Origin of the sequence: Fulvimonas soli, from assembly GCF_003148905.1 — a bacterium.
Lineage (GTDB): Bacteria > Pseudomonadota > Gammaproteobacteria > Xanthomonadales > Rhodanobacteraceae > Fulvimonas > Fulvimonas soli.
This window is the reverse complement of record NZ_QGHC01000002.1, coordinates 40,963-62,720: the sequence shown is the minus strand read 5'-3', so window position 1 is coordinate 62,720 and position 21,758 is coordinate 40,963. Positions and strand designations below refer to the sequence as shown.

The following is a 21,758-nucleotide window of genomic DNA, read 5'->3' as shown; positions in this document are numbered from 1 at the left end:
CCCTGCGGCCGCCCTTGTTTTGCGGGAGCGACAGGTTCAGTAGTCGTAGCTCGCGCTCAGCCGCACGTAGCGCGGCGCCTGCTGCACGGTCGGCGTGCCGTACAGCGGGTTCTCCACGTTCGGGCCGCCGGCCAGCTCGCGCTGCGGGAAGATGCCGAGCACGGCGTGGCTGTTGGTCACGTTGAACACGTTGAGCGCGAAGGCCAGCCTGCCGTCGGCGAACAGCGGGCGGTAGCTCGCGCCCAGGTCCAGCTGGCGGTACCAGGGCAGGCGGCCGTGGCTGCCCGGCGGCGAGGGCTCGCCCCAGCAGAAGTGGTAGTTGTTCTGGTAGCCGGCCGGATCCTCGCGGTCCTCGCCGTAGTAGCCGAGGCAGGGCCTGGGCGCGCCGGAGATCAGGCTCAGGTTGGCCGACACCAGCCACTCGGGCGTGAGCTGGTAGTAGCCGTACAGCTTCAGCTGGTGCTTGTGGTCGTTGTTCTGCACGCCGTTGGTGTTGACCATGATCGGGGCGTTGTCCCAGTCCTCGCTGGTCGAGGTCGCGGTCTGCCCGGAGTCGCGCGCCTGGCTGTACAGGTCCGAGCGCAGCTGGCCCTCGGTGTTGCCGTAGCTGCGCGAGAAGGTGTAGTCGATCCGGCCGTACCACCTGCCGTCGAACGGGTGCTCCAGGAAGGCTTCCAGCGCGTAGTAGCGGCGCTTGAGCCGCTGGAAGCCGAAGTCGGCGTTGCTCAGCGTCACCGTGTGGTAGGCGCCCGCGGTGTCCACCACGGTGAAGGCGTTGGCGCGGCCCGGGTTGAACAGCCAGCAGCTGACCGGGTTGCTGTCCAGGGTGACGTCGTAGCCCAGCGCGGCTGCCTTGGCCGCCACCTTGTCGAAGTCGCAGTAGTCGTCGATCGCGTTGCGCAGGATGCGCTGGGTGAGCTTGGCGCCGTACACCCACGCCGGGCCGGCGGTCTTGGTGAAGCCGAGGATGAACTCGTCCTGGTACTCGGCCTTCATGCCCCGGGCGCTGACCGTCTTCGGGTCGGGCAGGACGCCGTAGGCGTTGTTGGCCGACACCGGGCCGGAGATCTGCGTGAGCCCGGTGGGCGTGCCGTCGGGGTTGATGCCGCCGTAGGTGTAGTACTGCTGCGTGCTGACGTAGGCGCCGGCGGCGTTGAGTGCGGGGTTCAGCGGCAGGCCCAGGTAGTAGCGGCCGGCGTTGCCGTAGACCTTGAAGCTGGAGTCGCCGTCCACGTCCCACGAGAAGCCCAGGCGCGGCGCCCACTGCGGCTTGTGCTGGGTGATGAACGCATCGCCGTCGCTGTTGTAGTTCTCGAACTGGTCGTTGCGCAGGCCCAGCGAGAGCAGCCAGCGGTCGTTGAGCTGCCACTTGTCCTCGACGTACTGCGCGCGCTGGGTGGAGCGCACCGTGGCCAGGCTGCTGGCGACGTTCCTTGACACCCAGTAGCCTTCCGCGCCGTTGGGGAAGCCGCCGGTGGCCGGCACGCCCAGGCCGGTGGAGATCGGCGTGTCCGGGTCGCTCTGGCCGTAGGACCACGAATAGCCGGGGCCGGAGGTGATCGAGCCCTGGTCGATCGCCTTGGCGGTCTGGTTGTCGATGCCCGCGCCCAGGGTGTGGTCGCCCAGCCGGTAGCTGACGTCCACGCGGAAGTTGCTGGTGCGGTTGCCGCGCTTGGCCGAGGACAGGCTGTCGACCGGCTGCAGGTTGCGGGCGTCGCCCACCAGGGCGGGGTTGGCGCTGGTGAGGCCGGTGACCTGCGTGTAGCTTGGGTCGTAGGCGCCCGGCGCGTCGTAGGCGCGCGTCTTCAGCTTGCCGTACTGCGCGCTCAGCGTGAGGTCGTCGGTGAGGTAGCCGGTGTACTTGGCCGTCCACAGGTCGCCGCCGTTCTTGGTGTCGTCGTCGGGGCCGATCCGCGCGCCCCGCGCGCGGGCGGCGTAGTCGTAGTCGTACACCGTGCCCGAGGTCTCGTACTTGTCGGAGGCGCCGGTCAGCTCCAGCAGGTGGTTGTCGGTGATGTTCCAGTCCAGCTTGGCGTACCAGCGCGGCAGCTTGTAGGTGTAGTCCTGCTCGGGCTTGGCCACGCTGACCGGGTTGACGTTGTCGCCCTCCTGCTTCTGGAACTCGCCGGCAACGAAGAAGAACAGCTTGTCCTTGACCAGCGGGCCGCCGGCGTAGGCGCTGGCGGTGGCGCTCCAGTAGCCGTCCTTGCCGTCGGGCGAATACAGGGCGCCGGCCACCGGCGTGGCGGGCAGGCCGTTGGCGTAGTAGCGGTTGTCCTGGCGGGCGCGGGCGAACGCGGGCTCCCACAGGAGCTGCGCGCCGAAGTGCCACTCGTTGGTGCCGCGCTTGCCCACCACGTTGATCACGCCGCCGTCGGAGCGGCCGTACTGCGCGCTGTAGCCGCCGGTGTAGACCTCCTCCTGCTCGATCGCCCCGTAGGGCAGCGACAGGCCGCCGAAGCCGCGCAGCGGGTCGGTGGTGTTGAAGCCGTTGATGTAGTAGGCGTTCTCGCTGGCCGCCGAGCCGCCGAAGCTGAGCAGCGACTGCCCGGTGGGGCCCTTGAAGTTGCCGGTGTTGTTCGCCACGCCCGGCGCGAGCAGGGCGATGGACTCGGCGCTGCGGCCCAGCGGCAGCCGGGCCAGCTGCTCGCTGGTGACCACCGTGCGCGAGTCCACGCTGGTGACGTCGATCGAGGGCAGCGCGTTGGCGCTGACGCTGATCCCGGCGAGGTTCCGCGCCTCCGGCGCGGCGAAGGAGACGTCGGTGCCGGCGCCCACCTTCACGGTGACGTCGTCGCGCGTCTCCACGTCCTGCCCGCCGCGCTGCAGGACCACCTTGTAGCTGCCCACCGGCAGCTGTCCCGCCGCGTAGCGCCCGCGCTCGTCCAGCGGCACCTGGCGGCTGACGCCGGTGCTGCTCTTGATCAGCACGCTGTCGCCGCGGCCCGCGGCGACCTGGCCGAAGATGCTGCCGGTGGTGGACTGCGCCTGCGCGCCCTGGCCCAGCCCCAGCCCCATCGCGCAGGCCAGCGCGCCGAGCGCCAGGCCGGTTCCGGATCTCGTGGTCTTTCTCATCGCACTCCCCTGGCTCGTCATGGTGTACCGCACGCCTCTTGTTATTGCTGCGGCCGCAAACGCCGGATGGCGCGCGGCGGCGGCCTGGGGCTGGGCCGAATCCCGCCCCGTGGCGTGAGGCTTCGTGGAAAACTCGGATGCACGGCATGCCCTTCCGCTTCCGCCGCGGATTGCTGCGGCGCGGCATGCGGGGACAGTTATAGCCAAGAAGACGTCTAGATGTATAGATGTCCGCATAGCTGTCGCGCATGGCTTTTCCCGGCGGCGCGAGGCGCCGCGCCCGCCACGGCGCGGCCCGGCGGGCCCCGGACGGGTCCGACATGACGTATTGGCATATGCACATGCGCGGGCGGCATCGCGGTTCCGCGCGCCCGTCCGGCGGCGCGCGCGGCAGGCGGCGCGGGCGGCGGCATGGCCGTTTCGGCGCGGCCGGGTCCGTCCGGTATGATGGGCGTCTTTGGCCGCGCCGCCTGCCGCCGCGCGGGCCTGCCGAGGAATCCGACCGCCCCATGTTCTTCCGCAACCTCACGCTGTTCCGCTTCTCCCCCGCCGTCGCCGCCGACCTGGATCGCCTGGAGGAGGCGCTGGGCGGGCACCGCCTGCGCCCGTGCGGCCCGCTGGAGCTGTCCACCCGCGGCTTCGTGCCGCCGGTCGGCCGGGGCGAGGAAGCCGCGCTCATCCACAGCGTGAACGCCTGCACCTGGGTCAGCGTGGGCGGCGAGGACAAGCTGCTGCCCGCCGCGGTGGTCAACGACGAGCTGCAGCGCCGGGTGCGCAAGATCGCCGAGGAGGAGGGCCGCAAGGTCGGCGGCCGCGAGCGCAAGCGGCTCAAGGAGGACCTGCTCAACGAGCTGCTGCCGCGCGCCTTCGTGCGCAGCTCGCGGCTGTCCGCCTACGTGGACCGCAAGCACGGCTGGCTGGTGCTGGACACCGCCAGCCGCAAGTCGGCCGAGAACGCGCTGACCCAGCTGCGCGAGGCGCTGGGCAGCTTCCCCGCGGTGCCGCTGGCGCCGGAGGAGGGCCCGCGCGTGCTGATGACCGACTGGCTCGCCACCGGCAGGCTGCCCGGCGGCCTGGCGCTGGGCGACGAGTGCGAGCTGCGCGACCCGGCCAGCAATGCCGGCGCCATCGCCAAGTGCCGCCGCCAGGACCTGGACGCCGAGGAGGTGAAGGAGCACCTGCGCAACGGCAAGCAGGTGTTCCAGCTGGGCCTGGTGTTCGACGACCGCATGAGCTTCGTGCTGGGCGAGGACCTGGTGGTGCGCAAGCTGAAGTTCCTCGACGTGGTCACCGAGGAGCTGGGCGACAGCCACGAGGACGCCGCCGCCGAGGCGGACGCCCGCTTCGCCCTGTTCACCCTGGAGCTGGAGCGGCTGCTGGCCAAGCTGGAGGAGTGGTTCGGCCTGCCGCGGCCGGTCGACGGCTGACCATACGCATACGTATGGAGAGGCCGGAGGTCCCGCCGCCGGCCCGGCTTGCGAAGCTCACGCGCCCGCCCCACATTCCCTGCCAGAATCACCGGGCAGGGTTCCTGGATCGTTCGGGCGTGACATGGCGCAGCATCTGGAAGGCGACTGGCTGGAACTGGCGACGGCGGGCGGCAGCACCATCCGCGTGCTGAAGTCGGCCCATCCGCGCGCGCGCCGGCTGCGCCTCACCGTCACCCCGAAGGGCGCGCGCGTCACCTATCCCAGCGGCACCCACCCGGCCCAGGTCAGCGCCTTCCTGCGCAGCCACGCCGACTGGCTGGAGCAGAAGCTCGACGAGCTCAACCTGATCGTACGGCCGCTGCCGCCGCTGCGCGTGGGCTACGCCACCGAGTTCCCGCTGCGCGGCGAGACGGTGCTGCTGGACTGGGCCGAGGGGCCGTACCCGCGCATCGAGCCGTTCGACGGCGGGCTCACCCTGGTGATCCCGCGCCCGCACACGCGCGCGCTGCCGGTGGCGCGCGGCCTGCTCGCCTCGCACCTGGAGGCGCAGGTGCGCCGCGACGTCTCGCGCTGGCTGGCCGGCTACGTGCCGCAGCTGGGCCTGGCGCCCACCGCGCTGAAGATCCGCCCGATGAAGAGCCTGTGGGGCAGCCTGGACACGCGCGACCGCATCAACCTCGACCTCGCGCTCGCGCTGGCGCCGCCCGCCGCGCTGCGCTACGTGCTGGTCCACGAGCTGTGCCACCTGAAGGTGCGCAGCCACGCGCCGCGCTTCTGGGCCCAGGTGGAGGCGCTGTTCCCCGACTGGCGCGAACAGCGCGACTGGCTGCGCGTCAACGGCGCGATGCTGAAGGCGGAGCTGGACCGGCTGGTGGCCGACGTCGCCGACTGAGGGGTTTCGCGGCCGCAGGCCGCGAAGCAAAGCGGCTGACACCCGTCACTTGCCGCGCCCCGGCGCGCCCGCCAGCCTGTCCGCCATCGCCGCGCGCCGGCGCCCGCCACGGAACAGCCGATGGAACTGCCGATCGCCGCGATCATCGAGGCCGCCTGGATCGTCTTCGCGCTGTACTGGCTGTGGGGCTGGCAACGGGTCAAGCGCCCCAGCCGCAGCGAGTCGCCGCTCTCCCGCCTGCTCAAGTACCTGCTGCCGCTGGCCGTCGGCATCGGCCTGCTCGGGCCGGAGGCCTGGTTCGGGGACAGCGTGCTGCACGCGCGCATGTACCCGGCCGCGGCGTGGATCGCCCTGCTCGGCGCGGCGCTCGCCTGGACCGGCGTCGCCTTCGCCTGCTGGGCGCGCCACGTGCTCGGCCGCAACTGGAGCGCGGTGGTGCAGGTCAAGCACGATCACGAGCTGGTCGAGCGCGGCCCCTACCGCTGGGTGCGCCATCCGATCTACAGCGGCCTGCTGCTGGCCTTCCTCGGCACTGCCCTGGCGATCGGCGAGTGGCGCGGCCTGCTGGCCGTGGCGATCATCGCCGCCTCGTTCTGGTTCAAGCTCCGGCTGGAGGAGCGCTGGATGCGCGAGCAGTTCGGCGCCGCCTACGCCGACTACATGCGACGGGTGAAGGCGCTGGTTCCCGGCGTGCTGTAGCCGTGCGGCTCGGAGCGCCGGAGCCGACCGTGCGCGGGTCAGGGAAAAGGAAAGGAATGGACGGTCCGTGATGACGCGGCATGGACGGGGCGATTCGCGGCCGGAGGCCGCTCCCACAGGGGAGCCTCGCAAGCCTTGCGGGAGCGGCCTCCGGCCGCGATCAGCCTGACCAGGGCCGCCAACGGCCCCGATGCCAAGCCCATCGCGGCCATTCCCCGGAAGGTTTTGAACGGGCGCTCAGTGCGACAGCGCGAAGCCGGTGAGGATGCGCGCGACGTCGGCCGGCTTCTCCACGTTGGGCATGTGGTTGCAGCCGTACAGCACCGCGCTGTCGATCGAGGCGGCGGCGGTGAGGCCGCCGCGCAGGCTGTCCAGCGCGGAGACGTCGATCACCTTGTCGTCGTGGCACCACAGGCCCAGCACCGGCATGCGCAGCTCGCCCAGCCGGCGCTGCAGCGCGAGGTACTGCGCCGGCTGGCGCAGCACGTCGAAGGTGCGCTGGAGGAAGGCGCGGTTGTCGCGGTTGCGCTTGACCAGCACGTCCTCGAGGCGGCCGGGGATCGACGGCGGCGTGGCGAAGGTGAGCGCGAGCACGCGCTCCAGGCCGGCGCGGTCGTCGAAGACGAACGGGTTCCTGCCGGCCAGCACCTCGCGGGCGAAGTCGTTCTCGCGCATCTGCAGGCCGAACGCATCGATCAGCGCCAGGCCCGTCACGTGCTCGGGATGCCCGGCCGCGTACACGCCGGCGATGCCGCCGCCCATCGAGTGCCCCACCAGCACGAAGCGGCCGAGGTCGAGCGCCTGCACGAAGGCCTGCAGCCGCGCGGCCTGCGCGTCGAGGTCGTAGCTGGCGCCGTCCGCGCGCGTGGACTCGCCCCAGCCGGGCAGGTCGGGGATCACCAGGTGGAAGTGCGGCGTCAGTTCCTTGGCCAGCGGCAGCCACACGTTGCGGTCGGCGCCGAAGCCGTGCAGCAGCACCAGGGTCGGCCCTTCGCCGCCCTCGTAGTAGACCCAGCGCGTGTCGCCGGCCTGCACGCTGTGCCGCTCCAGGTGCGCGGCCATCGCCTGCCGCGCCATGTCCGCGCGCAGCAGCCACTGCGGCGCGAACAGGTAGCAGCCGCCGAACAGCAGCGCGAGCAGGGCGACCACGATGGCGAGGAACTTCAGCCGGCGCAGCAGCAGGCGCTGCCAGAGCGGGCGGGACGGGGCGGCGGTGTCGGTCATGGCGGCGTTTCAGGAATGCGGGGACGAGGATGCCGGCGCCGGGCCGGAGGATGCGTTCTTGTTCGCGTAGTAACCGTTGGTGATGCGGAGGTAGTCGGCCAGTGGCAGAAGGCCCATCGCGGCGCGGCGCGGGTCCACGTGCGCCGGGTCTTCCAGCGGCTGCACCGTCATGCGGCCGGGCTCGCCGGCCAGCTGCGAGCCGTAGAGCTGCTTCCTGCCCCGCATCAGGCGCGTGCGGTCGACCAGCAGCGCGTACTCGCCGCGCGGCAGGTCGCCCCTGAGCATCAGCGGCCGGCCCAGCCGGACGGCGCGATACATCAGCGGCTTGTCGTTGACGGCATGCTGCACCAGCAGCCAGAAAGCCTTCACGCCGGCGCGGCCGACCAGCGCGGCGTCCGGAAAGCCGTGGCGGTCGAGGATCGCGCGCCGGCGCGGCAGGTCGTGCGCATCGACGTCGAGTACGTGTCTGCAGGCCGGCGAATCCTCTTTCCCTCCGGCCTGGATCAGGGCGTTGCGGGCCTGCTGGTCCGCCGCCGCCATCGCGTGCAGCTCGTCGGCCAGCGCGGGCAGCCGGACCGGATGGAAGGGCGTGGACAACCGGAGCGTGGGCCAGGCCTTGCGCCACGCCAGGCCCGCGTCCACCTTGCGCTGCACCCGCGCCAGTTCCTCGGCGAGCGGCGGCAGGCCGATCGCGTCCCGGAACGGGTTGACCTGCGCGTCGACGACGGGCGGCTCGGTCCCCACCTTGCCATGCTTGAGTGCCAGCAGCGCCCCGAACTGCGGCGGCCGGCCATGCGCGACCTCGATGCGGTCGTTGAGCCGGGCGAAGGCGCGCACGTCGACGTCGATGCCGATGCGGCCCGCCATGGCCTCCTCCAGCGCGCCCTGGAAGCGGTCGTCCGCCGTGCTGCGCAGGGCCGGCTCCCCGGCCGCGTCCACGCCGTCGCGCCCGGCCGCCGGGACGGTGGGCCAGCCGTACCGCGCGAGCAGCGCCTTGAAGCGGGCCGGCTCGTCGGCCGTCAGCGGGTCGTGCGCCTCGCGGGCGAGTCGCAGCAGGGCGTCGCGGAACGCCGGCTGCGGCGCGGCCGCACGGCTGGCCCCGACCGGCGCCGCGCCGGCCGGCAGCGGCGCCGGCGCGGCGAAGGCGAGCAGCAGCAGCGCGGCACACACCCGATGCTTCATGTGTTCTTCCTCCCTGGAAGCGACGCGCGCGAGGGAGCCGCGCCGGACGCGGCCCCCGGTGGCCTCATGGCGAGGCCTTGGCCTTGCCGGCCTTGGCGAAGATGCCCTCGATCGCCGCCTGGGTCAGCGGGTGGTAGCCGTCCTTCGCCTGCGCGTAGGCGGCCTCGGCGTAGGCCAGGCCCTCGGGCGTGGCGGCGAAGGCGCGGTACACCGGCGTGGTGAGGTAGATGCGGCCGATGCGGGTCATGTGCTCGGCGGCGGCCGGCCACACGTCCTTGTCGCCGGCGGCGATGGCGTGGCTGTACCAGCGCATGCCGATCTCGGCGTTGGGCGTGCCGGTGAGGTGCCAGGCCGCGTCCAGCTCGCGGATCTTCGCCAGCGGGGCGACGTCGGGCAGGCGGTCGAGGAAGTACATCCATTCCTGCGTGTTCCAGCCCTTCGCGTCGAGCTGGTCGGCCGCCAGCGTGCCGGCGAGGAAGGCGCCGCGTTCCTTGTCGATCGCGTCGAAGCGCGGCGAGGCGGGCAGCGGGGCGTCCTTCGGGAGGCCCGGCTGGTACACCCAGGCGCGCACCTCGTCCCAGCTCATCTTGCCGGGATGCTTGTCGATCAGGTTGGGCCTGAGGTCGTCCAGCATCTGCTCGGTGGTGATGCTGGTGAAGGCGTGGCGCTGGAAGTAGCCCTTCAGCCAGGCGTCGAAGTCGGCGCGGCCGAAGCGCTGCTCCAGCGTGCGCAGGAACCAGGAGCCCTTGTCGTAGGCCACGTCCGACAGCGCGTCGTCGGCGCCGATGCCGCGCGGCTCGGGCGCCAGGCGCTGCGCGTTGGCCGGCATCCTGCCGATCGACTTCTGCAGCGCGCGCGCCGACAGCAGCGCCTCCTCGTCGGCCAGCGCCTTGCCGTACACCGCCTCGGTGATGCGGCCCTGCACGTAGGTGGTGAAGCCCTCGTTGAGCCAGATGTCGCGCCACGCGGCGCTGGTCACCAGGTTGCCCGACCAGGAGTGCGCCAGCTCGTGCGAGACCAGCGAGACCAGGCTCTTGTCGCCCACCAGCACGGTCGGCGTGGCGAAGGTCATGTTGGGGTTCTCCATGCCGCCGAACGGGAACGAGGGCGGCAGCACCAGCAGGTCGTAGCGGCCCCAGGCGTAGGGGCCGTACAGCGACTCGGTGGTGGCGATCAGCTTCTCGGTGTCCTCGAACTCGTGCGCGGCCTTGTCCACCACGGGCGGCTCGGCGTACACCGCCGAGCGCGGGCCGGTCTCCTTCACCGCGATGTCGCCGGCGGCGATGGCGAGCAGGTAGGAGGGGATCGGGTGCGGCTGGTCGAAGCGGAAGTCGCCATCGAGCGGGTGCCTGGCGTCGTTGAGCGCGCTCATCACCACGCGCACGTCCTTCGGCGCGGTGACGTGCGCACTGTAGGTGAAGCGGACCGCCGGCGAGTCCTGCAGCGGCACCCACGAGCGCGCGTGGATGGACTCGGACTGCGAGAACATGAAGGGCAGCTTCCTGCCCGCGGTCTGCGCGGGCGTGAGCCACTGCAGGCCGGAGGCCGCGGGCGAGGTGGCGTAGGTGATGCGTACCGCGCGCGGGTGCTGCGGCGCGCGGATGGTGAGCTTGCTGCCCAGCTCCTTGTCGCGCGGCGCCAGCGCGTATTTCAGCGCGGAGGTGCGGCCGTCGCCGTCGACCGCCTCCACCCGCGCGATCTTCAGGTCGCGGGTGTCCAGCACCAGCGCGGCGGCCTTCGGGTCGGCCCAGTCCAGCGTCAGCGTGGCGCGGCCGGTGAGCTGCTTCTGCGGGAAGTCGATCGCCAGGTCCAGGTCCAGGTGGGTCACGCGCACCTGGTCGGGCTGCGCGTAGGAGTGCGGATCGGCGGCGAAGGCGGCCAGCGGCAGCGCGAGGGCGCCGAGGGCGAGGACGTGGAACAGGCGCATCGGGAAACTCCATCAGCGGGAGCGGCGAGTATGCCATCGCCGCCGCGGCGCCCGCCTGTGCGCGGCGGTGCCGTCGCCGCGCGGCCGCGCTCAGCGCGCGCTGGAGGAGGCCGCGGGCGCCGGGCGTTGCAGCGAATGGAGGTAGGCCGCCACGTCGTCCTTCGACACCTGGCCGCGGTGCGCGCGGTCGATGGCGTCGAAGTGCCGGTAGATGAAGGGCGTCGGCCCGTTCTTCGCCTCCTCGCGGGTGAGCAGGCCGTCGCGGTCCTTGTCGGCGATGTCGAAGTTCTTCTGCATCCGGTCCAGCGTGCCGGCCAGCCGGTTGAGGCCGGTCTGCGCCTGGGCGGCGCCCGCGGCGGCGATGGCGAGGGCGATGAGGGCGATACGGCGGTGGCGCATGGCATTCTCCCGGCGGTCGTTGGCCGAGTATGGCACCGCGCGCTCCTACACGTAGCGGTCGGCCAGCCGGTCGGTGGCCTGCACCAGCGCGTCGACGATCGCCGGGTCGGCGGCGCTGTGCCCGGCCAGCACGATGCGCAGCTCGGCCTCGGGCCAGGCGTTGGCCAGGTCCCAGGCGGTCTTCACCGGGCAGATGATGTCGTAGCGCCCGTGCACGAGGGTGGCGGGCAGGCGGCGGATGCGCCCGACGCCGCGCAGCAGCTGGTCCGGTTCCAGGAAGAAGCGCTGCCGGAAATAGTGCGCCTCCGTCACCGCCAGGCTGACCGCCTTGTGCGGCTCGTCGAACTCGCCGGGCGCGTCCGGGTCGTGCCGCAGGCTGGTGCTGCCGCCCTCGTAGGCGCTCCAGGCCCGCGCGGCGGCGAGCCGGGTCGCCTCGTCGTCGCCGGTCAGGCGCTGCCAGTAGGCTTCCACCATCGCGCCGCGCTCGGCCTCCGGGATGAAGTCGCGGAAGCGCGCCCAGCGCTCGGGGAAGACGTGGCGCGCGCCGCCGTCGGCCTCGTTGAACCAGCGCAGCTCCTCCGGCCGCGCCAGGAAGATGCCGCGCAGCACCAGCCCCAGCACGCGCTCGGGATGCGCCTGCGCGTAGGCCAGCGCCAGCGTCGAGCCCCACGAGCCGCCGAACACCGCCCAGCGCTCGATGCCGAGCGCCTCGCGGATCGCCTCGATGTCGGCCACCAGGTGCCAGGTGGTGTTGTCGACCAGCTCGGCGAACGGCGTGGAGCGCCCGGCGCCGCGCTGGTCGAACAGCACGACGCGCCAGCGCGCCGGGTCGAAGAAGCGGCGGTGGTAGGGCGCCAGCCCCGCGCCGGGCCCGCCGTGCAGGAACACCACCGGCAGCCCGTCCGGGTTGCCGCATTCCTCCACGTACAGGGTGTGCCGCGCGTCGACCGCGAGGCGGTGCGTGCGGTAGGGCTCGATCTCGGGGTACAGCTCGCGCATGGCTCGGGTCCTCGGGGTGCGATCGGGCCTCAGCCGGCGAAGTCCAGCGCCGCGGTGAGGTCGCCCGGCTCGATGCCGGAGGCCTCGCGCATCGCCCGCTCGCGCAGCGCCAGGCCCGGCAGCTTCTCCAGCCCGAAGCGGCGGGCGAGGAAGCGCAGGATCGAGCCGGTGTCGTACACGGTGTGGTCGACGTGGCCCTTCTTCGCGTGCGGCGAGACGATGATCGTCGGGATGCGCGAGCCCGGCCCCCAGCGGTCGGCCCTGGGCGGCGCCACGTGGTCCCACCAGCCGCCGTTCTCGTCCACGGTGACGACCACCAGCAGGTGCGGCCAGTCCGCCGAGTTCTGCAGCGCCTCGACGACGCGCATGACGTGGCGGTCGCCGGCGTCCACGTCGGAGTAGCCGGCGTGCATGTTGAGGTCGCCCTGCGGCTTGTAGAAGCTCACCGTGGGCAGGCGGCCGGCCTCGACGTCGGCGAGGAAGCGGTTGGTCCGCGCGGTCTCGCCGGTGCCGGCGTCGCGCAGGTGCTCGGCGCGCTCGCGGGTGCCCGGTGCGAAGCGCTTGAAGTAGTTGAGCGGCTGGTGGTGGATCTGGAAGTTGGGCCGCTGCGGGAACTCCTTCTGGTCGCCGTCGCCCTTGCCCTCCAGCGCGAGCTGCCAGCCGCCGGCGTACCAGGCCCAGTCCACGCCGGCGTCGGAGAGCACGTCGCCGATGGTCTTGTGCACCTGCGGCGGCAGCGTGTTGGGGCTGTCCGGGTCGGCCAGCTCCGGGTGGCCGGGCATCTGCGTGGCGCTGGGCGCGTAGGCCGGCATCATCGTGTTGACCGCCCAGAAGTCGGGCGTGAGCGCGCTGCGCGAGGCGAACTTGGGCTTGCCGTCCATCGCGCTGGCCGGCGAGTCGTGGGCCAGCTTGAGGCGGATGTCGGTGGCCTCGCCGCTCTCGGTCTCGGCGATGTTGAAGCGCGCCGGGCTCCGGTCGGCATCGGGGTAGTACGGCGGCTGCGCGGCCACCAGGTACTGGTGGTTGAGGAAGGAGCCGCCGAAGGCGCCCATGAAGAAGTTGTCGCACAGCGTGTACTGCCGCGCCAGCTGCCACAGGCGCAGGTTGGCCGCGCCGTGGGCGTAGTAGCCCATCACCATCGCGCCGGTGTCGCCCCAGGCGACGAAGCCGTCGTTGCGGCCGCCGTTGATCTGCAGCTGGTTCTCGTAGAAGCGGTGCACCAGGTCGCGCGTCACCACGCCGGTCGGCAGCGGCTCGCCGTCGCCGGTGCGCAGCGCCCACGGCGCGTTGGGCAGGCCGGTGATGTCCTCCTGCAGGACCTGGTAGCTGCGGTGGTTGACCACCTGCGCGTGCGGCGCCAGGCCGTGCCAGACCGGCGGCAGGGTCTTGAGCAGCGAGCCGTCGCGGTCGCGCTGCTGGTACTGCTCGGGCTTGAGCGCGCTGAGCGGCTGCCGCACGCCGGGGAAGTCGGCGAACAGGTTGTTGAAGCTGCGGTTCTCGGCGTAGATCACCACCACCTTGCGGATGCGCTCGCGCAGCAGCGCGTCCAGCCGCTCCGGCGGCAGGGGCGGCGCGGGCCTGCCGGCGCGCGCCGCCGTGTGCGCGTAGCCGCCGGCGGCCAGGGTCGCGCCGGCGGCGGCGAGGCCGCCGAGCAGGCGCCGGCGCGCGGGATCGGCGGGGGCGTCGGCGGCGGCGGGCGGGGCGGGGGGATCGGGGCGTTTGTCGTCGGTCATGGAGCGGGTCGGGAGAGGCGCGCGCCGCGCCGCGGCGCGCCGGAGGGAAAGGACGGCGCCACGGCGGGCGCGGAACGCGGCGGACGGGCGCTCACGACGGTTGCGCGTCCTGCGCGTCGCGCCACATCGCGCGGGTGATCGGCCGGTTCGCGTGCGGCGTCTGCAGCACCACCAGCGTGGTGGTGCTGATGCTCGGGTGCAGCTTGAGCAGGCGGTCGAGCACCAGCTCCAGGTGCGGCACCGACATCGCCACCACGCGCAGCAGGGCGGAATCCTCGCCGGCGAGGCGGCGGCAGTCCAGCACCTCGGGGATGTCCGCCACCACCTGGCCGATGCGCGCGCAGACGCCGCCGTCGCAGCGCAGCCGGATCATCGCGTCGATGGCGTAGCCCAGCCGCTGCGGGTCGACCACCGCGCGGTAGCCGGCGATCACCCCGGCCTCCTCCAGCCGCCGCACCCGTTCGGCCACCGCCGGCGCGGACAGCCGCACCTTGCGGCCCAGCTCGGCATAGCCCAGGCGCGCGTCCTGCTGCAGGGCCTCCAGGATCTGCCAGTCCTTGGCGTCCATGGCGGTTTTCGATTCGAAGGTCATGCGGGCGTGGCGGATTCGGCTTCGATGGCGGGGGATGCACACTGTACGACGATCCGTCATTCCGGCGCAGCGGGCACGCCGCTAGCATGCGCAGCATTCCCCACCCGGAAACGTCCCATGGACAGCTCCCCGCGCCTGGACGGCCAGGCGCTCGCCTGCATCGCCGTCGCCCTGCTCACCTGGTCGTCCGCCTACGCGGCGATCGCCTACGCGCTGCCCGCGTTCACGCCCGGCGAGGTGGCCTTCGCGCGATTGGGCATCGGCGCGCTGTGCTTCCTCGCGCTGGCCGCCGCGCGGCGCATCCGCCTGCCCGGCCCCGCCGAGTGGCCGCGGCTGGCGCTGCTCGGCCTCGCCGGCCTGACCGTCTACCACCTGTGCCTGAACGTCGCGGAGACGCGCATCGCCAGCGGCACCGCCTCGATCCTGATCTCGCTGGCGCCGGCCGCCACCGCGACGCTGTCGGCGCTGTGGCTGGGCGAGCGGCTGCCCGCGCGCACGCTGGCCGGCCTCGGCGTGGCGCTGGTCGGCGTGGTGCTGGTGGTGCTGGCCAGCGGCAGGCAGGTGAGGTTCGAGCCGATGGCCGCGCTGGTGCTGGTCTGCGTGCTGGCCACCTCGATCTACTTCGTGGGGCAGAAGCCGCTGTTCGCGCGGCACGGCACGCTGGCGGTCACCACCTGCACCTTCGTCGCCGGCGCGCTGGGCGCGCTGCCGTTCGGCGCGCACCTGCCGCAGGCGCTGGCCGCGGCGTCGTGGCCGCACATCGCCGCGCTGCTGTGGCTGGGCGTCGCGCCCACCTTCCTCGGCTACCTCGCGTGGAACTACGCGGTGCACCGCGCCACCGCCTCGCAGGTGACCAGCTTCATCTACTTCTCGCCGCCGATCGCGGTGCTGATCGGCTGGGTCTGGCTGGGCGAGCGGCCCGGCCTGCTCACCCTGGCCGGCGGCGTCATCACGGTGGGCGGCGTGGTGCTGGCCAACACGCGCCGGCGCGCCACGCCGCCGCAGGCGGCGCTGCCGGACGAGGCGTGCGAGCGCGGCTGAGAGCGCCGCGGTATGCGCGCGCCGGCTCCCGAGCGATAGGAGGTCAGCATGCCGGTCTTCCGTCACCAAGTGACGATCGCGGCCGCGCCGGAGCGGGTCTGGCGGGTGCTGGCCGAGATCGAGCGCTGGCCCGAGTGGACGCCCACGATGCTGCGCGTCGAGCCGCTGCGGCCGGGGCCGCTGGAGGCCGGCGCGCAGGTGCGCATCGCGCAGCCGCGCCTGCGCCCGGCCGTGTGGACGGTGACCGACTGGCGCCCGCGGCAGGGCTTCGTGTGGGTTTCGCGCGGGCCGGGCGTGCGGGTGGTCGCGGGGCACTGGATCGAGCCGTCGCCGCAGGGCGCGGCGGTGACCCTCGAGGCGCGCTTCGAGGGGCCGCTCGGCATCCTGGCCGGCTGGCTCGGCGGCGCGCCGACCCGGTCCTACCTGGCCACCGAGGCGGCAGGGCTCAAGCGCCGCTGCGAAGACGCCGCGCCCGCACGCGCATCGACCTAGAAACCTCCGGGAGCCGTCCGTGTACGAACTGCACATCGCCAACAAGAACTACTCGTCCTGGTCGCTGCGGCCGTGGCTGCTGCTCACCGAGCTGGGCATCCCGTTCGCCGAGCGCATCACGCCCTTCGGCGGCCCGGACAACTGGCGGGCGTTCCGCGCCTTCTCGCCCAACGGCAAGGTGCCCTGCCTGCGCGACGGCGAGGCGGTGGTGTGGGAATCGCTGGCGATCGCCGAGTACCTGGCCGAGCGCCACGCCGGCGTCTGGCCGGCCGACGCCGCCGCGCGCGCCTGGGCGCGCTGCGCGGCGGCGGAGATGCACGCCGGCTTCGCCGCGCTGCGCGGCACCTGCCCGATGAACTGCGGGCTGCGCGTGCGGCTGCGCGGCATCGGCGCGGCCCTGCAGGCCGACCTCGGCCGCCTCGCCGAGCTCTGGAGCGAGGGCCTGGACCGCTTCGGCGGCCCCTTCCTCGCCGGCCCGGCGTTCGGCGCGGTGGACGCCTTCTTCGCCCCGGTGGCCTGGCGCATCCAGAGCTACGGCCTGCCGCTGGCGCCGGAGCCGGCCGCCTATGCCGCGCGCCTGCGCGAGCTGCCGGGCATGCGCCGCTGGTACGCCGAGGCGCTGGCCGAGCCCTGGCGCGAGCCGGCGCACGAGGCCGACGCGCTGGCGCACGGGGAGCTGGCCGAGGATCTGCGCGCGGTTTGACTCAAGGCCCGGCGCGAATGGCGCTGCACGTAGTCGCGCAGCACCTGGTCCATGCGCGCCTGCCAGCCTTCCCCGGTACTCTTGAAGTACGTCAGGACCTCGGGGCTGTAGCGCACCGGCACCGGTTGCCTGGCCGCGTTGGACCGGGGCGTCCGCGCAGCGCTTTCATCGGGACCACCGCCTTCGGTTGCTTCGGCGCCAGCGGGCGCGCGTCCGGGTCGGTTTTCGCGGCGGCGCGGATCGCCTTGTCTTCCCGGGCGGAGGGCAAGGTGATGGCGGCGCGCTTGCTGGATGCTTTCGACATGGTGTTTCACTTCCCGCCAGGTGGCGCGGCGCAGGCTGATGATCCGCAGCGCATCGCCAAGTCCACGAAAGCCACGTAGTAGAGGGTTCGGGTCTTCGGAGCGAGCGCGACCATGCGCCATGCGTCATAGTCGAAACGGCGGTCGGCCCGGACCAGCGCGGCATCCCGATCGAGTTCGGCTGCCAGTCCCCAGCGAAACCCCGTGTTTCGTGAGGTTGGCCTTGTCCCTGGCCGGGCCGAACTCGATGCGCACGATTTGATGCAGCTGCATCAAATCGTGCGGGTCAAGCCGGCTGGCTAGAGCTTGTAGCCCCTGTGGATCGCCACGATGCCGTTGGTGAGGTTGCGCACCTCCACGCGGCCGAAGCCGGCGCGCTCCATCATGCCCTTCAGCGTCGCCTGGTCCGGGTGCTTGCGGATCGACTCGGCCAGGTACCGGTAGCTGTCGGCGTCGCCGGCGAACAGCCGGCCCAGGCGCGGCAGCACCTGGAAGGAGTGGAAGTCGTAGAGCTTGCCGAACAGCTCGCTCCGCACGCGGCTGAACTCCAGCACCAGCGCGCGGCCACCCGGCTTGAGCACGCGGCAGATGTCGGCCAGCGCCTTGTCCTTGTCGGTGACGTTGCGCAGGCCGAAGGCCATGGTCACCGCGTCGAAGCTGGCGTCCGGGAACGGCAGGCACTCGGCGTTGAGCTGCGCCCAGCGCAGGCCGCCGACCAGGCCGCGGTCGGTGAGGCGGTCGCGTCCCACCTGCAGCATCGCCGCGTTGATGTCGCCGACGACCACCTCGCCGGCCGCGCCCACCACCGGCTTGAGCAGCGCGGCGATGTCGCCGGTGCCGCCGGCCAGGTCCAGCACGCGGTCGCCGGGGCGCACGCCGCTCACCGCGACGAAGTGGCGCTTCCACAGGCGGTGGATGCCGAACGACATCAGGTCGTTCATCAGGTCGTAGCTGCGCGCGACCGAGGTGAACACCTGGCCGACCAGCCGCTGCTTCTCGGCCACCGGCACGTCGCGGAAGCCGAAGTGGGTGGTGCCGGCGTCGGATTGGGGCTGCTCGTTCATGCGCGCATGCTACAGGATGGGACGTTCAGGCCGGCGGTTCCCCGCCGCCGGGCTTCTCCTGCGCGACGACGGTGCCGGCCTCGTGGGCGTGCGCGTGCCGCTCGGCGGCGACGTGGCGCGCGTGCAGGTCGGCGCTGCCGGCGTCGTCGGGCAGCGGCGCGGGGGCGGGCTGCGGCGCGGCGGCCCGCGCCTCCTCGGCGCGCGCGGCGTCGCGGTCGCCGTCGCCGGTGATCTTGAGGATGGAGTGGCGCACCTCGCGCGAGAGGATCACCCGCGCGTCGCGCACCATGTCCTCCAGCGCCTCGGCGTAGTCGAGCTTGCCGTTCTCGTCGGTCCACACCACGCGCTGCTCGCGCAGCTTCTGGATGAAGCCGCGGAACAGCGCCTTGTCGAAGAACTCCGGCGCGGTCTGCTCGTTGAGCAGGGACAGCCGCTGCGCGGTGAGCGCGCAGGCGTTCTCCAGCTCGGCCGCGGTGAGCTTGTGCGGGCCGCTCTTGGCCAGCGCGGCGATGGCGATGTAGTAGCGCTCGAAGGCCTGGATCAGGCTGCGCGCGATCACCTTGAGCTGGAAGGCGGCGTCGTCCTGGCCGGGGCCGCGCTCGAGCAGGCGGCCCTCGCCGCTGGACTCGAGCAGGCCGCGGCGCACGAAGAAGTCGATGGTGGCCTGCATCTGCGCGCCGAAGCCCTCGGCGTCCCACGGCAGGAACAGCTCGCCCTGGATGAACGGGTAGACGATGCGGCCCAGCCGCACCACCGAGGCGCGCGACATGCGCCGGTTGTTGAGGAAGCAGCAGGCCACCCAGGCCGCGGTGGCGGCCAGGTGCAGCACGTTGTTGCGGAAGTAGCTGAGCAGCACCGCCGGCTCGTCGTCGGCCACCAGCACGTCGCCCTGCGGGTGGCGCACGCGGCGGATCCAGCCCATCTGCTCGCCGTAGGCGATGATCGCGGCCGGCTCCAGCGGGGTGAGGGTGATACGCTCGGAGTAGGGCAGCTCGGCGACCAGGGCCTTGGTCAGCTCCAGCTGCGCGAGCAGGTCGCTTTCGGCCATCGCGTGCTTGGGCGTGGCCAGCAGCGCCAGCGCCAGCAGGTTGATCGGGTTGACGTCGGCGGCGCGGTTGATGTTGACCTGGATCTGCTCGGCCAGGCGGTCGACCACGCCGCTCAGCCATTCCGGCTTGGCGTCGGGGTTGCCGGCATAGGCGCGCCAGTCCGGGCTGGCCTGGTCCAGCAGCGGGGTCAGCTCGATCGGCTCGCCGAAGTTCAGCGCCACGTGGCCGTAGCGCTGGCGCAGCACGCCGCCGAGGCCGCGCAGCAGGCCGAGCAGGGACTCCTTCTCCTTCGGCTTGCCGGACAGTTCGCCGATGTAGCTCTTGCCCTCCATCAGCTTCTCGTAGCCGATGTACACCGGCTGGAACAGCACCGGCCGGCGCGGCGCGCGCAGGAAGGCGCGCACGGTCATCGCCAGCATGCCGGCGCGCGGCGCCAGCAGGCGGCCGGTGCGCGAGCGGCCGCCCTCGATGAAGTACTCCATCGGCACGCCGCGGTCGATCAGCTGCGCGACGTACTCGTTGAACACCACCGAGTACAGCGCGTTGCCCTTGAAGCTGCGGCGCAGGAAGAACGCGCCGCCGCGGCGCAGGATCGGGCCGATCACCGGCAGGTTGAGGTTCACGCCCGCGGCGATGTGCGGCACCACCACGCCGGACACGTGCAGCTGGTAGGACAGCAGCAGGTAGTCGGTGTGGCTGCGGTGGCTGGGCACGTACACCACCTCGTAGCCCGGCGCGGCGGCGCGGGCCTTGTCGAAGTGGTGCATGGCGATGCCGTCGTACAGCTTGTTCCAGAAGTTCGACAGCAGGAACGAGGCCGAGCGCACCACCGGGTGCGAGTAGTCGGCGGCGATCTCGAACATCAGCTTCTGCGCGCGCCGCCAGGCCTTGGCGTAGGAGATGTTCTCCTTCGCCGCGGTGGCGGCGATCGCGTTGCGCACCGGCTCGGCGTTGAGCACGGCGTCCACCACCGTGCGCCGGTGCGACAGGTCCGGCCCGATCACCGCCGCGCGGATGCGCCGGAAGTGCGTGCGCAGCACCCGCGCCACCTTGCGCGCCAGCCGCGGCGGCGGGATCGCGCCGGACTCCTCCATCACCGCGCGCAGCGACACCGGCGCGGAGAAGTGCACCACCGTGTCGCGGCCGTTGAGCAGCAGCGCCAGCAGGCGGCGGAAGCGGCCCACCATCACCCAGTTCTCGGAGAACAGCACGCTGAACCAGCCCGACTCGCGCGCCGGCGCGCGGCCGACGTAGATCGACACCGGCACGATCTGGATGTCGCGCTCCGGGTCGCCCTCCAGCGCGCGCACCAGCTGGCCCAGCGTCTCGTTGGGCGCGCGGTGGCGGTTGCGGCCGAACAGCCAGCCGTCGCGGCGCACCAGGGCGAACACCGAGCGGCGCCGGCGCGCGCCGGGCAGCGGCCGCATCGGCGAGGGCAGGCCGGCCTCGCGGCAGGCGCGGTCGAGGATCAGCGCGTCGGAGAAGCCGTCGCGCTCGATCACGTAGCACACCGGCACGCCGGGCTTGAGCAGGCCGGCCGGCTCGGCGGGGTCGCGGCGCAGGCGCACCCAGGGCTCGAGCAGGTGCCCGGCCAGGTTGAACCACCAGGGCGCGCGGCTGCGGGCGGAGGAGTCCGCGGTCATGTCAGGCATCGCAGGATTGTACCGGTTGGGGCGTGAGGACTGCGCTGCGCGGTCAGGCGCGCGCCGGCGCGGGGCGGCGGGATGGCGGACGCATGGGGCGGCTCTCCTCGCGGAAGGGCGGCCGGGAGCCGCCGGGCGCGCAGGGTACGGGGCGCGGCCCGCGGCCGGCAAGCGGGCCAAGAAAAAACCCCGCGGGCGGTGGCCGCGCGGGGCAATTCCGGCCGCGCCGGAAGGGAAATGGCCTTGCCTGCAAAGGATCTGGAGGTCAGCAGGGGTCGGCGGAGGGCATGTTACGCGGCCGTCAAACTTAAGGCAACACCTTATGAATTTGTGTGCAAGTCATTGAATTCAATCAATCGACGCGAAGGGCCTCGATCTTCTGGCGGCGCCGTTCGCCGCGCGGGGCGCTCCAGTCGTTGTTGAACAGCGCCGGCTCCCAGCCGCCGTAGGTCGGGTTGGGCAGCACGAACCAGCGCGTGCCGATCCAGTCGCGGTAGGGCGCCAGCGCGCGCTCGCGGCCCTCGGCGTTGTTGGCCAGCACCGTGACGAAGTCGCCGAGCTGGTCGCCGAACTGCATCAGCACGCGGTACCTGCGGCTGATCAGCTGGCGGCGGCAGCCCTTCTCGGTGCCGACCTGCTCGCAGCCCTCGACGAAAGTATCCAGGCCGAGGAAGGCGTCCGGGCCGGAGACCGGGAAGCCGGCCTTGCGCAGGTTGGCCAGGGTCGGCCCGTTCAGGTCCTTGGCGCGGTTGGAGACGTAGATCACCGCGATGCCGTGCCTGGCGGCGAACTGCGCGAACGCCACCGCGCCGGGCAGGGCGCGCGCCTTCTCCTCCTTGCACCAGGCGGCCCAGTTGGCCTCGTTGTACTCGCCGCCGCTGCGCACCAGCCGCGCCTGGTAGGGCGAGTTGTCCAGCGCGGTCTCGTCGATGTCCAGCACCACCGCGGGCTTGAGGCCCTTCGCCGGCGCCATGCGGTCGTCCTTGGCCAGCGCGTCCCAGGACGGGTCCTTCAGCGCGGCGAGCAGGCGGGCCTGGGCGTCGCGGTAGGTCTGCAGGTAGATCAGGTCGTGCTCGATCGCGGTCTGCGTCCAGGCCACGGCGTTGAGGTTGTCGTCGGCGGGCGTGTCGGCCTTCGGGGCCGGCGCGGACGCGGCGGCGGCGGGCGGCGGCGGGGCGGACGAGGGGGCGGTGGCGCAGCCGGCGAGCAGGAGCAGCGCGGCGAGCGTCGGCAGGCGGAACGTCATGGAATCGGCCTTGTGGAAAGTGAAGGGCGCAAGAGCTTGGCCGGAGTTTACGACAGCTGGATGTCC

Annotated in this window: 17 protein-coding genes and 1 pseudogene; 6 read left to right on the top strand and 12 right to left on the bottom strand. The window is 72.5% G+C overall.

Annotated elements, in window-relative coordinates; all coding sequences use genetic code 11:
• Positions 1-36: 36 nt before the first annotated feature.
• Positions 37-3,075, bottom strand: a complete 3,039-nt coding sequence (locus C7456_RS02390) for a TonB-dependent receptor (protein WP_109722169.1) — start codon at positions 3,073-3,075, stop codon at positions 37-39.
• A 509-nt stretch (positions 3,076-3,584) separates the two neighbouring features.
• Between C7456_RS02390 and C7456_RS02385 the strand changes: the two genes are divergently transcribed.
• The 3 genes from C7456_RS02385 to C7456_RS02375 all read left to right on the top strand — a co-directional run bounded on the left by C7456_RS02385 (position 3,585) and on the right by C7456_RS02375 (position 6,096).
• Complete coding sequence (locus tag C7456_RS02385) at positions 3,585-4,502, top strand: recombination-associated protein RdgC (protein ID WP_109722168.1); 918 nt, start codon at positions 3,585-3,587, stop codon at positions 4,500-4,502.
• A gap of 124 nt (positions 4,503-4,626) precedes the next feature.
• On the top strand, positions 4,627-5,397 hold the full coding sequence (locus tag C7456_RS02380; protein ID WP_109722167.1) for a M48 family metallopeptidase: 771 nt from the start codon (positions 4,627-4,629) through the stop codon (positions 5,395-5,397).
• A gap of 120 nt (positions 5,398-5,517) precedes the next feature.
• On the top strand, positions 5,518-6,096 hold the full coding sequence (locus C7456_RS02375; protein ID WP_109722166.1) for a methyltransferase family protein: 579 nt from the start codon (positions 5,518-5,520) through the stop codon (positions 6,094-6,096).
• A 237-nt stretch (positions 6,097-6,333) separates the two neighbouring features.
• Here C7456_RS02375 and C7456_RS02370 read toward each other — a convergent pair whose 3' ends face one another.
• The 7 genes from C7456_RS02370 to C7456_RS02340 form a co-directional block, all read right to left on the bottom strand.
• A complete protein-coding gene (locus tag C7456_RS02370; protein WP_245889747.1) occupies positions 6,334-7,320 on the bottom strand; it encodes an alpha/beta fold hydrolase in 987 nt (328 codons plus the stop codon).
• A gap of 9 nt (positions 7,321-7,329) precedes the next feature.
• Positions 7,330-8,502 (bottom strand): DUF6624 domain-containing protein, encoded by a 1,173-nt coding sequence (locus tag C7456_RS02365; RefSeq protein WP_109722165.1) that lies wholly within the window; start codon positions 8,500-8,502, stop codon positions 7,330-7,332.
• A 64-nt stretch (positions 8,503-8,566) separates the two neighbouring features.
• On the bottom strand, positions 8,567-10,429 hold the full coding sequence (locus tag C7456_RS02360; RefSeq protein ID WP_109722164.1) for a M1 family metallopeptidase: 1,863 nt from the start codon (positions 10,427-10,429) through the stop codon (positions 8,567-8,569).
• A gap of 90 nt (positions 10,430-10,519) precedes the next feature.
• A complete protein-coding gene (locus C7456_RS02355) occupies positions 10,520-10,828 on the bottom strand; it encodes an EF-hand domain-containing protein (RefSeq protein WP_109722163.1) in 309 nt (102 codons plus the stop codon).
• Between the two features lie 45 nt (positions 10,829-10,873).
• Positions 10,874-11,827, bottom strand: a complete 954-nt coding sequence (gene pip, locus C7456_RS02350) for a prolyl aminopeptidase (RefSeq protein WP_109722162.1) — start codon at positions 11,825-11,827, stop codon at positions 10,874-10,876.
• Between the two features lie 29 nt (positions 11,828-11,856).
• A complete protein-coding gene (acpA, locus tag C7456_RS02345) occupies positions 11,857-13,560 on the bottom strand; it encodes an acid phosphatase (protein ID WP_109722161.1) in 1,704 nt (567 codons plus the stop codon).
• A gap of 91 nt (positions 13,561-13,651) precedes the next feature.
• On the bottom strand, positions 13,652-14,152 hold the full coding sequence (locus tag C7456_RS02340) for an Lrp/AsnC family transcriptional regulator (protein ID WP_109722160.1): 501 nt from the start codon (positions 14,150-14,152) through the stop codon (positions 13,652-13,654).
• A 117-nt stretch (positions 14,153-14,269) separates the two neighbouring features.
• Here C7456_RS02340 and C7456_RS02335 point away from each other — a divergent pair, with 117 nt between their 5' ends.
• From C7456_RS02335 to C7456_RS02325, 3 genes are read left to right on the top strand one after another with little or no spacing between them, the layout of a single operon-like run.
• Entirely contained in the window at positions 14,270-15,193 is a 924-nt protein-coding gene (locus C7456_RS02335) for a DMT family transporter (protein WP_109722159.1), read from the top strand.
• Positions 15,194-15,241: 48 nt separating this feature from the next.
• Entirely contained in the window at positions 15,242-15,685 is a 444-nt protein-coding gene (locus C7456_RS02330) for an SRPBCC family protein (RefSeq protein WP_109722158.1), read from the top strand.
• Between the two features lie 19 nt (positions 15,686-15,704).
• Positions 15,705-16,388 carry a glutathione S-transferase family protein gene (locus C7456_RS02325; RefSeq protein WP_109722157.1) on the top strand — a complete coding sequence of 228 codons (684 nt, stop codon included), beginning with the start codon at positions 15,705-15,707 and terminating at the stop codon, positions 16,386-16,388.
• An 86-nt stretch (positions 16,389-16,474) separates the two neighbouring features.
• Here C7456_RS02325 and C7456_RS17705 read toward each other — a convergent pair.
• The 4 genes and pseudogenes from C7456_RS17705 to C7456_RS02300 form a co-directional block, all read right to left on the bottom strand.
• Positions 16,475-16,813, bottom strand: a pseudogene (locus tag C7456_RS17705) (hypothetical protein); the annotation flags it as partial.
• Between the two features lie 176 nt (positions 16,814-16,989).
• Positions 16,990-17,754 (bottom strand): bifunctional demethylmenaquinone methyltransferase/2-methoxy-6-polyprenyl-1,4-benzoquinol methylase UbiE, encoded by a 765-nt coding sequence (gene ubiE, locus C7456_RS02310; RefSeq protein ID WP_109722156.1) that lies wholly within the window; start codon positions 17,752-17,754, stop codon positions 16,990-16,992.
• 25 nt (positions 17,755-17,779) lie between these two features.
• Complete coding sequence (gene plsB, locus C7456_RS02305; protein ID WP_109722155.1) at positions 17,780-20,455, bottom strand: glycerol-3-phosphate 1-O-acyltransferase PlsB; 2,676 nt, start codon at positions 20,453-20,455, stop codon at positions 17,780-17,782.
• A 343-nt stretch (positions 20,456-20,798) separates the two neighbouring features.
• The gene (locus C7456_RS02300) at positions 20,799-21,692 is read right to left on the bottom strand and encodes a 5'-nucleotidase, lipoprotein e(P4) family (protein ID WP_109722154.1); all 894 of its coding nucleotides are present in this window, start codon (positions 21,690-21,692) and stop codon (positions 20,799-20,801) included.
• Positions 21,693-21,758 lie beyond the last annotated feature (66 nt).